The sequence below is a fragment of the Streptomyces cyanogenus genome (genome assembly GCF_017526105.1).
GTDB classification, from domain to species: domain Bacteria; phylum Actinomycetota; class Actinomycetes; order Streptomycetales; family Streptomycetaceae; genus Streptomyces; species Streptomyces cyanogenus.
Genome location: NZ_CP071839.1, coordinates 6,096,829 through 6,109,480, shown reverse-complemented (window position 1 = coordinate 6,109,480; position 12,652 = coordinate 6,096,829). Strand labels below are relative to the sequence as shown.

General features: G+C 70.7%; 12 protein-coding genes and 5 tRNA genes. 6 read left to right on the top strand and 11 right to left on the bottom strand.

The window, feature by feature from the left end; all coding sequences use genetic code 11:
* Positions 1 to 100 precede the first annotated feature (100 nt).
* A complete protein-coding gene (gene ndgR, locus S1361_RS27650; protein WP_023546516.1) occupies positions 101 to 817 on the top strand; it encodes an IclR family transcriptional regulator NdgR in 717 nt (238 codons plus the stop codon).
* A 172-nt stretch (positions 818 to 989) separates the two neighbouring features.
* Here ndgR and S1361_RS27645 read toward each other — a convergent pair whose 3' ends face one another.
* Positions 990 to 1,487 (bottom strand): DUF4188 domain-containing protein, encoded by a 498-nt coding sequence (locus tag S1361_RS27645; protein ID WP_208034621.1) that lies wholly within the window; start codon positions 1,485 to 1,487, stop codon positions 990 to 992.
* A gap of 81 nt (positions 1,488 to 1,568) precedes the next feature.
* Here S1361_RS27645 and S1361_RS27640 point away from each other — a divergent pair, with 81 nt between their 5' ends.
* Positions 1,569 to 2,213, top strand: a complete 645-nt coding sequence (locus S1361_RS27640) for a MerR family transcriptional regulator (RefSeq protein WP_208034620.1) — start codon at positions 1,569 to 1,571, stop codon at positions 2,211 to 2,213.
* A 51-nt stretch (positions 2,214 to 2,264) separates the two neighbouring features.
* Here S1361_RS27640 and S1361_RS27635 read toward each other — a convergent pair.
* From S1361_RS27635 to S1361_RS27590, 10 genes are all read right to left on the bottom strand, one after another.
* A tRNA-Glu gene (locus S1361_RS27635) sits at positions 2,265 to 2,337 on the bottom strand.
* A gap of 28 nt (positions 2,338 to 2,365) precedes the next feature.
* Positions 2,366 to 2,437, bottom strand: a tRNA-Gln gene (locus S1361_RS27630).
* A gap of 21 nt (positions 2,438 to 2,458) precedes the next feature.
* A tRNA-Glu gene (locus tag S1361_RS27625) sits at positions 2,459 to 2,531 on the bottom strand.
* 29 nt (positions 2,532 to 2,560) lie between these two features.
* A tRNA-Glu gene (locus tag S1361_RS27620) sits at positions 2,561 to 2,633 on the bottom strand.
* Positions 2,634 to 2,654: 21 nt separating this feature from the next.
* Positions 2,655 to 2,726: transfer RNA gene (locus S1361_RS27615), tRNA-Gln, on the bottom strand.
* Positions 2,727 to 2,816: 90 nt separating this feature from the next.
* Complete coding sequence (locus S1361_RS27610; RefSeq protein ID WP_208034619.1) at positions 2,817 to 3,548, bottom strand: HAD family hydrolase; 732 nt, start codon at positions 3,546 to 3,548, stop codon at positions 2,817 to 2,819.
* Positions 3,549 to 3,617: 69 nt separating this feature from the next.
* Entirely contained in the window at positions 3,618 to 3,782 is a 165-nt protein-coding gene (locus S1361_RS27605) for a hypothetical protein (protein ID WP_208034618.1), read from the bottom strand.
* 117 nt (positions 3,783 to 3,899) lie between these two features.
* On the bottom strand, positions 3,900 to 5,384 hold the full coding sequence (gene gltX, locus S1361_RS27600) for a glutamate--tRNA ligase (RefSeq protein ID WP_208034617.1): 1,485 nt from the start codon (positions 5,382 to 5,384) through the stop codon (positions 3,900 to 3,902).
* A complete protein-coding gene (locus S1361_RS27595) occupies positions 5,377 to 6,162 on the bottom strand; it encodes a fumarylacetoacetate hydrolase family protein (protein ID WP_208034616.1) in 786 nt (261 codons plus the stop codon). Before S1361_RS27595 ends, gltX begins: the two co-directional genes overlap by 8 nt.
* 209 nt (positions 6,163 to 6,371) lie before the next feature.
* The gene (locus S1361_RS27590) at positions 6,372 to 6,566 is read right to left on the bottom strand and encodes a hypothetical protein (RefSeq protein ID WP_208034615.1); all 195 of its coding nucleotides are present in this window, start codon (positions 6,564 to 6,566) and stop codon (positions 6,372 to 6,374) included.
* Between the two features lie 570 nt (positions 6,567 to 7,136).
* On the opposite strand from S1361_RS27590, the gene S1361_RS27585 reads away from it, so the two are divergent.
* The 4 genes from S1361_RS27585 (at position 7,137) to S1361_RS27570 (ending at position 12,390) form a co-directional block, all read left to right on the top strand.
* Positions 7,137 to 10,901 carry a sensor histidine kinase gene (locus S1361_RS27585; protein WP_208034614.1) on the top strand — a complete coding sequence of 1,255 codons (3,765 nt, stop codon included), beginning with the start codon at positions 7,137 to 7,139 and terminating at the stop codon, positions 10,899 to 10,901.
* A gap of 9 nt (positions 10,902 to 10,910) precedes the next feature.
* On the top strand, positions 10,911 to 11,324 hold the full coding sequence (locus tag S1361_RS27580; RefSeq protein WP_030346561.1) for a roadblock/LC7 domain-containing protein: 414 nt from the start codon (positions 10,911 to 10,913) through the stop codon (positions 11,322 to 11,324).
* A gap of 111 nt (positions 11,325 to 11,435) precedes the next feature.
* A complete protein-coding gene (locus tag S1361_RS27575; RefSeq protein WP_009190816.1) occupies positions 11,436 to 11,834 on the top strand; it encodes a DUF742 domain-containing protein in 399 nt (132 codons plus the stop codon).
* Positions 11,815 to 12,390: a GTP-binding protein gene (locus S1361_RS27570; RefSeq protein WP_184970470.1), complete on the top strand. Its 576-nt coding sequence runs from the start codon at positions 11,815 to 11,817 to the stop codon at positions 12,388 to 12,390. Before S1361_RS27575 ends, S1361_RS27570 begins: the two co-directional genes overlap by 20 nt.
* Positions 12,391 to 12,652 lie beyond the last annotated feature (262 nt).

The following is a 12,652-nucleotide window of genomic DNA, read 5'->3' as shown; positions in this document are numbered from 1 at the left end:
CCAGGCCCGTTGGTCTGCGGGCCGCTGTGTCATTCCAGGGTGGCGCGTTCCACGGAAAATTGAACTTGCGTTTCACAGAGTGAGACGTGAGTATCGTTGCATGGACAACAGTAGCGGCGTCGGCGTTCTGGACAAGGCGGCCCTCGTCCTGAGCGCTCTGGAGTCCGGTCCGGCCACCCTCGCGGGTCTGGTCGGCGCCACCGGACTGGCACGACCCACGGCTCACCGCCTGGCCGTGGCTTTGGAACACCACCGCATGGTGGCACGCGACATGCAGGGCCGTTTCATCCTCGGCCCGCGCCTCGCGGAACTCGCGGCGGCGGCGGGCGAGGACCGCCTGCTCGCGACGGCGGGCCCCGTGCTCACCCACCTCCGTGATGTCACCGGCGAGAGCGCCCAGCTCTACCGTCGCCAAGGTGACATGCGGATCTGTGTGGCCGCGGCGGAACGCCTGTCCGGCCTGCGGGACACCGTCCCGGTCGGCTCCACGCTCACGATGAAGGCGGGGTCCTCGGCGCAGATCCTGCTCGCCTGGGAGGAGCCCGAGCGCCTGCACCGGGGCCTGCAGGGCGCCCGCTTCACGGCGACGGCCCTGTCGGGCGTACGGCGGCGCGGCTGGGCCCAGTCCATCGGCGAGCGGGAGCCGGGCGTCGCGTCCGTCTCCGCGCCCGTGCGCGGCCCCTCCAACCGCGTGGTGGCCGCCGTGTCCGTCTCGGGCCCCATCGAGCGCCTGACCCGCCACCCGGGCCGTATGCACGCCCAGGCGGTCATCGACGCGGCAGCCCGCCTCTCGGAGGCCCTGCGCCGCTCGGGCTGAGAGCCCCCGGAGAACCCCGCCCGGGGAAGGACCCGCCCCAACGCCGCGGCAGGTCCTTCCCGGGGACGGAACAGCCGGCCTGAAGGGCGCGGGGCCGTTTGGCATGCGGGCTCGGCGCCGCGTGGGCGCGAGCACGCCCACGGAGCCGCACCCGGCCGACGCCCCACAGCGATCACGCGGCCGCATCGCCCCCCGACCGATGGGCGAACCGGTCCGCGGCATACCGCCCGCGCTTCTCCAACGGCACCTGCCCGTGCGCGGCGGCCAGCCCGAACGCCGGCATGTCGCCGTAGATCGCCTCGTAGGACCCTTCCGGCACGACATACGTCTCGTGCCAGATCCCGACCTGCCCGCGCAGCCTGCCCCCGCGCTCCTTGCGGTTGATCGCAGCCCACGCCTTGCGGTGGAACGCGTCCGGCGCGGTCGCGTAGGCGTAGAGCTTGTCCTTGGACTCCCAGTACTGCACGACGTAGTACGTGCGCGGCGACGCGGTCAGCAGCACCTTGGCGCGCAGCCCCCGCGCCGGGTCCTTCTCCAGCTCCCGCAGCATGCGCAGCATCGCGAGCATCACCGGCAGCCACAGACGGACGGCCCGGAAACGGTTGATGCGCATGCCGATCAGCAGGACGACGACCTCGCCCTTCGCGTCGGCGGTGGTACGGGACACCATGACTTCCCCCCTCGTCGGTGAGCGGCGCTATCCAATGACCGATGCTTGGATAGTGGCGTTATCCAAGGAGGAGCGCAAGACATGCGGCTTGCCGAGCTGAGCAGACGCAGCGGTGTGACCACCGCGACGATCAAGTACTACCTGCGCGAAGGCCTGTTGCCGCCGGGCCGCCAGATCAACACGACGACGGCGGAGTACGACGACGGGCACCTGCGCCGGCTGCGGCTGGTGCGGGCGATGGTCCAGGTCGGCGGACTGCCGGTGGCCACGGTCCGGGAGGTGCTGCGGAACGTCGACGACGACTCCCTGGGCCGCACCGTCCGGCTGGGCGCGGCCCTGTGGGCGCTGCCGCAGGTCCCGGAGCCGGACGAGGACGACGAGTGCGTCCGGGCCGCGCGCCGGGAGGCGGACGAGCTGCTGGACCGGGTGGGCTGGTCGAACGCGAAGCTGCTGACGACGATCTCCCCCGCGTACCGCTCCCTGGTGGTGGCGGTGGCCGCGTTCCGCCGGCTCGGCTACGAGTGGGGCGGCGAACTTCTCGCTTCCTATGCCGAGTTGATGCACGAGACGGCGAAGCTCGATCTCGACTTCGTGGAGACGCATCCGTCGGAGGCGGAGAAGGTGGAGACGGCCGTGCTCGGCGCGGTGCTGACCGAGCCGATCCTGCAGGCCCTGCGCCGGCTGGCCCAGGAGGAGGAGTCGGCCCGGCGGTACGGCTTCGAGTAGCACCCGGTACGGCGAAGGCCCCCCACCGAAGTGGGGGGCCTTCCCTGTACGTACCCCCGACCGGATTCGAACCGGCGCTACCGCCTTGAGAGGGCGGCGTGCTAGGCCGCTACACAACGGGGGCGTGGACTCTGCGTTTCCGCAGGTCCGAGCTGGTCTACCTGGACTCGAACCAAGACTAACTGAACCAGAATCAGTCGTGCTGCCAATTACACCATAGACCAATGATGGTTTAGACCAGTCAGTACCCCCGACCGGATTCGAACCGGCGCTACCGCCTTGAGAGGGCGGCGTGCTAGGCCGCTACACAACGGGGGCCCTAGCGATCCCGACGAGGTCGAGATCAGTACCCCCGACCGGATTCGAACCGGCGCTACTGCCTTGAGAGGGCAGCGTGCTAGGCCGCTACACAACGGGGGCTTTGCAGATAAGCTCTGCGAGCTGGCCTACCTGGACTCGAACCAAGACTAACTGAACCAGAATCAGTCGTGCTGCCAATTACACCATAGGCCACTGGAACTCAAGCCCCTGCGGGGTTCTCGTTCTAGTCTGCTCCTCGGGGCTCCGGCCTTCCGGCCCGCTCCCCTCGGCGCAGGAAGAACATTACCCGAAGGTGGACGGGGCTCCAAAACGGGTATCCGCACGGACGAGCGCCGGGAGTTCGGCGAGGGTCGAGATGCGGCGGCAGACGACCTCTCCGACGGCGTGCGCGGCGCCCGTCCCGCGATCGATCCACACGGACAGCAGCCCGGCCTCGGCTGCGCCCCGCCCGTCGATCTCGGGGTGGTCGCCGACGTACGCCACCTCGTGCGGCGGCAGCCCCAGTGCCTCGCACGCCGCGAGGAAGGCGCCCGGCTCCGGCTTGGAGACGCCCAGCTCGGCGGCGCACAGCACGGACTCGAAGCGGTCGAGCAGACCGAGGGTGCGCAGCTTGTGCTCCTGGACGGTGATGCTGGAGTTGGACAGCACCGCGTGCCGGTGGCTGACGGCCAGGGCCTCCAGGGCGGGCAGGACGTCCGGGAAGAGGCTCCAGGCGGCCTCGTAGTGCCCGACGTACCGCTGGAACCAGGCGTCGGCCTCCTCGTCGGTCAGCTCCGCCTCCAGGAACATCCGGACGCGGTCGCGCCGCTGGTCCTGGAAGGAGCACTCCCCGGTCGCGTACCGCGCCCACTGCCGTTCGGTGATCTCCCGCCACCGTACGAGGGCCTGCTCGGGGCTGTCGTACCCGACGAGCAGCCCCTCGGCCACCAGGTGCGCCCGCATGCCCTCACGGTCCGCGGTCGTGTAGTCGAAGAGGGTGTCGTCCACGTCCCAGACCACGGCTCTGATCGTCATGCCACCGACGGTACCGCCGGGGCGCCGGGGACGGGGACCGTGGCCCGCCGGACGCTCGCCGGCCGTTCGTCAGGCCGGCCCGGGGGCGGCCTCCGGAGGGGCCGGGGCCACGAAGAAGTCCGTCACGAAGCAGGTGATCCCCCCGGCGCCGAGCGGCCCCGTCCAGGTGAGATGGAAGCCGTCGCCCCGGCCCGGGGTGGACAGCCGGGTGCGGTCCCGTGGACTCACCGGCATGACGGCGCCCTTCTCGGTCTTGCTCGCCGTGTGCGCCGGAACACCGATGCGACCCCCTGCCGGACATGCCGGAGGGGCGGCAGCCGGTACGGCCACCGCCCCTCGGGACGCGCGCGCCTAGGCCGTCAGCCTGGCCAGCGCCGCGTCGACGCGGGCCAGCGTCTTCTCCTTGCCCAGGACCTCCAGGGACTCGAAGAGCGGCAGGCCGACCGTGCGGCCGGTGACGGCCACGCGGACCGGGGCCTGGGCCTTGCCGAGCTTGAGGCCGTGGGCCTCGCCTGCGGCCAGGACGGCCTCCTTGAGGGACTCGGGGGACGTCCAGTCGGCCGCCTCCAGCTTCTCGCGGGCCGTGCGCAGCAGGGCGTCGGAGCCCTCCTTCATCGCCTTGGTCCACGAGGCCTCGTCGAAGACCGGCTCCGGCAGGAAGAGGAAGTCGACGTTGTCGGTGATCTCCGACAGGACCTTCAGACGGGTCTGGGCGTGCGGGGCGATCGCCTGCCACCGGGACTCGTCGAAGTCCTCCGGCGCCCAGGGGGCGAACGGAGCCCTCAGCCAGGGGCGGCAGCGCTCGGTGAACTCCTTCACGTCCAGCATGCGGATGTGGTCGGCGTTGATCGCCTCGCACTTCTTCAGGTCGAAGCGCGCCGGGTTGGGGTTCACGTCGGAGATGTCGAAGGCCGCGACCATCTCCTCGATCCTGAAGATGTCCTTGTCCGCCGAGAGGGACCAGCCCAGCAGGGACAGGTAGTTGAGCAGGCCCTCGGGGAGGAAGCCCCGCTCCCGGTAGAGGTTGAGGGAGGACTGCGGGTCGCGCTTGGAGAGCTTCTTGTTGCCCTCGCCCATGACGTACGGCAGGTGGCCGAAGGCCGGGACCTGCTGGGCGATGCCCAGCTCGATCAGCGCCTTGTAGAGCGCGATCTGGCGCGGGGTGGAGGACAGCAGGTCCTCGCCGCGCAGCACGTGGGTGATCTCCATCAGCGCGTCGTCCACCGGGTTCACCAGCGTGTACAGCGGGGCGCCGTTCGCGCGGACGATGCCGTAGTCGGGCACGTTCTCCGGTGTGAAGGTCAGTTCGCCGCGGACCAGGTCGGTGAAGGTGATCGTCTCGTCCGGCATCCGGAAGCGGACGATCGGCGTGCGGCCCTGGGCCTGGTACTCCTCGACCTGCTCGGCGCTCAGGTCGCGGCAGTGGCCGTCGTAGCCGGACGGCTTGCCGGCGGCGCGGGCGGCCTCGCGGCGGGTGTCCAGCTCCTCCTGGGAGCAGTAGCAGTGGTAGGCGTGGCCGGCGTCCAGCAGCTTGCGGGCGACGTCGGCGTAGATGTCCATGCGCTGCGACTGGCGGTACGGCGCGTGCGGGCCGCCGACCTCGGGGCCCTCGTCCCAGTCGAAGCCGAGCCAGCGCATCGCGTCGAGCAGCTGGTTGTACGACTCCTCCGAGTCGCGGGCCGCGTCGGTGTCCTCGATGCGGAAGACCAGGGTGCCCTGGTGGTGCCGGGCGAACGCCCAGTTGAACAGGGCGGTGCGGACCAGGCCCACGTGGGGGTTACCGGTGGGCGAGGGGCAGAAACGGACGCGTACGGGGGAGCCGGGTGCGCTAGCCACGCTTGACAACCTTGTTGGTGAGAGTGCCGATGCCTTCGATGGTGACGGCGACCTCGTCGCCGACGTGCAGGGGGCCGACCCCCGCGGGGGTGCCGGTGAGGATGACGTCGCCGGGCAGCAGCGTCATGGCCTCGGAGATGTTGACGATCAGGTCCTCGATGGGGTGGATCATCTCGCTCGTGCGGCCCAGCTGGCGCTGTTCGCCGTTGACGGTGAGCTGGACGGTGAGGTCGCCCGCGCGGGCGAGGTCGATGTCCGTCTCCACCCAGGGGCCGAGCGGGCAGGAGCTGTCGAAGCCCTTGGCCCGGGCCCACTGCTTCTCGCGCTTCTGCACATCGCGGGCGGTGATGTCGTTGGCGCAGGTGTAGCCGAAGATCACGTCCTTGACGCGGTCGCGCGGGACCTCGCGGCACATGCGGCCGATGACGACGGCCAGCTCGGCCTCGTGGTGCAGGTCCTCGGTGAACGGCGGGTACTGGATGTCGTCGCCGGGGCCGATCACGGAGGTGGACGGCTTGAAGAAGGCGAAGGGGGCGTCCGGCACCTCGTTGCCCAGCTCGCGCGCGTGCTCGGCGTAGTTGCGGCCGAAGGCCACGACCTTGTTGGGGAGCACCGGCGGGAGCAGCCTGACCTTGCCGAGCGGCACCTTCGTACCGGACAGCTCGTAGTCCGCGAACGGGATGCCCTTGATGATGTCGAGGACGAGTTCGTCCTGCTTGTCGCCCTCGACCGCGCCGAAGGCTACGTTCCCGTCGATGGAGAACCTGGCGATGCGCACGGGATCCTGCGCCCCTCACTGAGAACCGGCGTACTGACGCCTCAGGTTAACGGAGCTATGCGAAGTTGTTCGCTTCTGGGGGCATCGGCGCAGGTCGGAGGCGGGTCACCCGGGATTGTGGCCGTCGTGCGAAAAGCGCCGGGGAAAAACACGAGCGCGGCCGCGGGGAGTCACACGATCCCTCGGCCGCGCCCGGCGGAGCCGTCGGTCTACTCGCCGGCCTGGGCACCCACGCCGGCCGGGACGTCCACGAGGACGGTGCGCCGGGGGTTGGCGGTCTGGGCGGGGAGGTCGACGGAGTGCTCCGGCAGCTCGGGCGTGTGCAGCTCGCCGGCGTCCGTGAGGTGCGCCAGGGTCGTGCGTCGCGGGTTGGCTATGTTGCGGAACATCATCGTCGTCTTCACCGTTGTCGTCCTGTGCCCTCTGGTCGAGTGGTTGGCAGAGTCGTCCCTCTTGTAAAGCGTCAGGCTAAACATCCAATTCCCCGACGAAGACGCCAACTCCCCCTGAAGTGTGTGTGAGTTTGCTCACGAACTCACGGGCAAATCGGTCAATTCCGGCTGACAACCCGCCCCAACGAAACGGACATTGACCCCCTGAAGCCACCATTCCGCTCCTGATCATGGCGACTGGGACACCGGGTACCGAGCAGCGCCTCACCGGGGTATGCCCGTTATGCCCCGGAAACGGTTCTACGGGCGGTAATCCAGCCCTCACAGCGGGTCACGGAGGTCACAGCTCGGTTCACTGCCCTTGTTGGAGATCCTGCACTGTGCTGGAATTCCACGGACCGCCGCGGGATCGAGCCGGCGCACAGGGGGCGCACACAGCGCCGAGTGGCGGCGAGACAGGGGGGAACCAGCGCCGGTCACTCAAGATCACCCGGGGGGCGTTTTCAGGGCGCTCTCCACAACGCCGACACCGTGTCCCTCCGTTCACGCGGAGGGGCGCCTGGTCCAGAGGTTGCGACGCTAGTGCAGGGACGTTTCAAGAGGGATGGCAGCGCTTCGGCGGAGCCGGAGCCGCACGGCGGGACTGGCCCCAAGGCCGTCAGCTCCTCGCCCCAGCACGCCCAGAACCCGGGCCAGGCCCAGGCCGGAGACGGCGGTGAGCGCGGGCGCCCGGGCGGGTCCGCCGCATCGGCCTCCACGACCGCGACGCCCGCGGGCAACGCCGCGCCGTCGGCGAAGCCCGCGCAGGTGCCGACCAGCACGGGTTCACGGCTGGCCCTGCGTAACTGGCGCATCTCCACCCGTCTGGTGTCGCTGCTCGCGCTGCCCGTGGTCGCGGCGACCTCGCTGGGCGCGCTGCGCATCAACGAGAACATGAACGACATCCAGCAGCTGGACAACATGAAGCTGCTGACGGAGATGACCAAGCAGGCCACCGAGCTGGCGATGGCGCTCCAGGAGGAGCGCGACCAGTCGGCCGGCCCGCTGGCCCACGGCGGTCTGAAGAAGACCGACTACCAGATCAAGGCCTACCAGCAGAAGACGGACCGGGCCCGCGAGAACTTCCTCGACTCCTCCGAGGAGATCGACGCCGCGAGCAAGGACGGCAACCTCCAGGGCGTGCGCGACGCGCTCGTCGGCCTCGCCAACCAGCTGGACGACCTCGCCAAGATCCGCCAGAAGGCCTACGGGTCCAAGGAGAACGCCTCCCAGACGGTCGAGTCCTACCACCGGCTCATCACCCAGCTGATCGGCCTCTCCCAGGACATGGCCGAGGCGTCCAGCAACCCGGAGATGATCTCCCGCACCCGCGCCCTGGCGGCCTTCTCCACCGCCAAGGAGTACGCGTCCGTGCAGCGCGCGATGATCGCCGCCGCACTGCCCGCGACCACCGACACCAAGGGCGACCTCTCCGAGAACGACCGCCTCTACGGCCAGTCGGCGTACGAGAGCGAGAACTCCGAGCTGGCGATCTTCCGGAAGATCTACGCGGACCAGAACGCCGAGGAACTGCTGAAGCCGATCGACGAGGGCAACCCGACGATCGAGTCCGCCGACACCTACGCCAAGCGCTCCTTCGAGTCCCCCGACGGCCTGCAGCAGCTGCCGGCGCGGTCCTACAAGGACTGGGTGGACGACAGCTCGACCAAGATCGAGCAGATGAAGAAGATCGAGCACACGCTGCTGGAGGAGATGGAGCAGAAGGCCCGCGAGCTGAAGAGCGCCACCCAGCGTGACGCGATCATCTCCGGTGCGCTGATCCTGATCGTCCTCGGCGTGTCGCTGGTCGGCGCGTTCGTCGTGGCCCGGTCCATGATCCGCTCGCTGCGCCGGCTCCAGGAGACCGCGACCAAGGTCGCCCAGGACCGCCTGCCCGAGCTGGTCAAGCAGCTCTCCGAGTCCGACCCGCAGGACGTCGACACCTCCGTGGAGTCGGTCGGTGTGCACTCCCGGGACGAGATCGGCCAGGTGGCCGCGGCCTTCGACGACGTGCACCGCGAGGCGGTCCGCCTCGCCGCCGAGCAGGCCCTGCTGCGGGGCAACGTCAACGCGATGTTCACCAACCTCTCGCGCCGCTCCCAGGGTCTGATCCAGCGCCAGCTGTCGCTGATCTCCGAGCTGGAGTCCCGCGAGGCCGACCCGGACCAGCTGTCCTCGCTGTTCAAGCTGGACCACCTCGCCACCCGTATGCGCCGTAACGGTGAGAACCTCCTCGTTCTCGCCGGTGAAGAGCCCGGCCGCCGCTGGACCCGTCCGGTCCCGCTGGTCGACGTGCTCCGCGCCGCCGCGTCCGAGGTGGAGCAGTACGAGCGCATCGAGCTGGCCGCCGTACCGACCACCGAGGTCGCCGGCCGGGTCGTCAACGACCTCGTGCACCTGCTCGCCGAGCTGCTGGAGAACGCGACCTCCTTCTCCTCGCCGCAGACCAAGGTCAAGGTCACCGGTCACGCGCTGCCCGACGGCCGTGTGCTGATCGAGATCCACGACACCGGTATCGGCCTCTCCCCCGAGGACCTCGCGGCGATCAACGAGCGGCTCGCCTCGCCGCCCACCGTGGACGTCTCCGTCTCCCGCCGCATGGGTCTGTTCGTGGTCGGCCGGCTGTCCCAGCGGCACGGCATCCGGATCCAGCTGCGCCCGTCCGACTCCGGTGGTACGACCGCGCTGGTCATGCTGCCCGTGGACGTCGCCCAGGGCGGCAAGAAGCCCGCTCCGGGCAAGCCCGGCGCGCCCTCCACCGGTGGCCCCGCCGCCGCGCAGGCCGCCGCCGGTGCGGCAGCGGCCCGGCGGCAGAACGGCAACCCCGGCGGCGCCCCGGCCGGCGGTGGTCTGCTCGGTTCCGGTCCCGGCCCGCGTGGCCAGGTCGGCTCCGCCCAGGGTCCCCGGGCCGCGCTGCCCGGCGCGGGCCAGGGCGGCCGTCCCGGTGCGCCGGGCGGAGCGCGCGGTCCGCAGGGCGGCCCCGGCGGTCCCCAGCAGAACCGTCCCGCGCCGGCCGGCTTCGGCGGTCAGGCGCCGGGCGCCCCGCAGGGCCTGCAGGCCTCCGGCCAGGGCGGGCCGCAGCAGGACGCCTTCGGCGGCCGCGGCCGCAAGCGGTCCGGCGGTCCCGCGGACCAGGGCCGCCAGCCCCAGCTGCCGCCGCGCGGCGGCCCGCGGGCCGAGCTGCCCGGCGGTGCCCCGCAGTCCCGCACCCCGGACTGGAGCGAGAACCCGCAGTCGCGCGCCGCGATGGACACCCCGCGCGGCCACGACGAGCAGGACCCGACGCAGACCGCGCGCATGCCGCGCGTCGATGACCGGCAGGGTCCGGGCTCGACCTCGGAGCTGCCCCGGATCGACGCCCATGGTCCGGCCGCGACGGGCCAGTTCCCGCGCGCCGAGCTGAACGGCGCGAGCGGCTCGCAGACCGGCCAGTTCGCCCGCCCGGACAACGCCCAGCAGACGGGCCAGTACGCGCGCCCCGACAACGCCCAGCAGACCGGGCAGTTCGCGGCTCCCGGGCAGGGCCGGCAGCCTGGTCCCTTCGACGGTCCCGGCGCCCAGCAGGGCACCGGCTCGTACGTCCGGTCCGACGTGTTCGGCACGCCGGCGCCGGGCCAGCCGGACAACAACCCGCAGAACACGGGCCAGTTCCCGGCCCCGCAGGCCCCGCAGTCGTACGCCGGCGGCTACGACGGCGGTTCCACCGGGCAGCACGCCCTGCCGGCCCGTCAGGACCCCGGCCACACCGGCCAGTTCGAGCGGCCGCAGCCGGCCGGCCGTACCGACTTCGGCGCCCCGCGCCCGTCCGCGCCGCAGCAGCGTCCGGTCCGCCAGGAGCCGGAGGCGCTGCCGCCGGCCAGCGGTCCCGGGGACGGCCGTACCCCGCTGTACGACACGCTGGAGACCAACTGGTTCCACGGCGGTCAGCAGCAGGAGAGCGCGCCCGCGCCGCGGCAGCCGCAGGCACCCGCGCCCGCGCCCGCGCCCGCTCCGCAGCGGTCCGCGTCGAACACCGGATCCTGGCGCACCTCGCCGAACGACGAACTCGTCCGGCAGGCCGAACGCGTCCGACAGCCCGCGGCCGGCGGGGTCACCACCTCCGGTCTGCCGCGTCGAGTGCCCCGGGCGAACCTCGTGCCGGGTACCGCTCAGCAGCAACAGCACCAAACCGGTCCGCAGGTCTCGCGTGCGCCTGACGACGTGCGCGGACGGCTGACCAATCTTCGTCGGGGCATCGCTCAGGGCCGTCAGGCCGGCAGCGGCCAGACCGGCAGCTTCCCGAGCCCCACTCACCAGCAGGAGCGTTAGTTGAGTCCGATGAGCCAGGCGGCACAGAACCTGAACTGGTTGATCACCAACTTCGTGGACAACACCCCCGGGGTGTCGCACACGGTGGTGGTCTCCGCCGACGGCCTTCTGCTGGCGATGTCCGAAGGTTTCCCGCGGGACCGCGCCGACCAGCTGGCGGCCGTCGCGTCCGGGCTGACCTCGTTGACGGCCGGGGCGTCCCGGATCTTCGAGGGCGGCACGGTGGCGCAGACGGTCGTCGAGATGGAGCGCGGGTTCCTCTTCCTGATGTCCATCTCGGACGGGTCGTCCCTCGCGGTGCTGGCCCATCCCGATGCGGACATCGGTCTCGTCGGCTACGAGATGGCACTGCTCGTCGACCGCGCGGGTGCGGTACTCACCCCGGACCTGCGCGCCGAACTCCAGGGCAGTCTGCTTCACTGACCGCCCCCGGCACCACCCACCTCACGAAAACACCGTCCGGCCGCCACAATCCCCCCACCGGCCCCGTCAGACGGCTTGACTGACCGACTTGCTGTCCCGCCCGGAGGATTCATGACCCCGCCCACCGCCCATCATGATCCGTACGCGGAGCCGTACGGGGACGAGGGCGACCAGCCGCTGGTGAGGCCCTACGCCATGACCGGCGGCCGGACCAGGCCCCGCTACCAGCTCGCCATCGAGGCGCTGATCAGCACCACGGCCGACCCGGCAGCGCTCATGGGGCTCCTTCCGGAGCACCAGCGCATCTGCCACCTGTGCCGCGAGGTCAAGTCGGTCGCGGAGGTCTCGGCGCTGCTGGCCATGCCGCTGGGTGTGGCCCGGATCCTGGTGGCCGACCTCGCCGAGGCCGGCCTGGTCGCCATCCACCAGCCGGGTGGCGACGAGAACAACGGCGGCGCTCCGGATGTGACGCTGCTCGAAAGGGTGCTCAGTGGACTTCGCAAGCTCTGACGCGGGCCGGGCCACCACCTCCGCGAAGATCGTGGTGGCGGGCGGCTTCGGCGTGGGCAAGACCACGTTCGTCGGCGCCGTCTCGGAGATCAACCCGCTGCGCACAGAGGCCGTCATGACGTCCGCTTCGGCCGGCATCGACGACCTCACCCACACCGGAGACAAGACGACCACGACGGTCGCCATGGACTTCGGCCGTATCACCCTGGACCAGGACCTGATCCTGTACCTGTTCGGTACGCCGGGCCAGGACCGCTTCTGGTTCATGTGGGACGACCTCGTCCGCGGTGCCATCGGCGCCGTCGTCCTGGTCGACACCCGCCGTCTCGCCGACTGCTTCCCCGCGGTCGACTACTTCGAGAACTCGGGCCTGCCCTTCGTCGTCGCCCTCAACGGCTTCGACGGCCAGCAGCCCTACGCCCCCGAGGAAGTGCGCGAGGCGCTGCAGATCGGGCCGGACACCCCGATCATCACGACGGACGCCCGACACCGTGCGGATGCAAAGAGTGCACTGATCACGCTGGTGGAGCATGCCCTGATGGCGCGGCTGAAGTAGCACTCAAGTACGACGGGTCGTACGGCAGTTGCTGTAAAGGGTTCGGAGCCGACTGTGGCCTTTGACACGGTCGGCTCCGGCGTTCATAACAGTTCGGCAGAGGAATCCCCGGGCATCACCACGCGACGCGGTCGCGTGGTGCCGCTGTGCGCACAAACGCCCCGCCTTTTGGCGGGGCTCGCTCTTTTTGACCGTTTTATCTAGCGTTTACAACGGCTTCATCACGGGGTTTCCGCTGTTTGGAAGTGCGCTGGTCCACGTG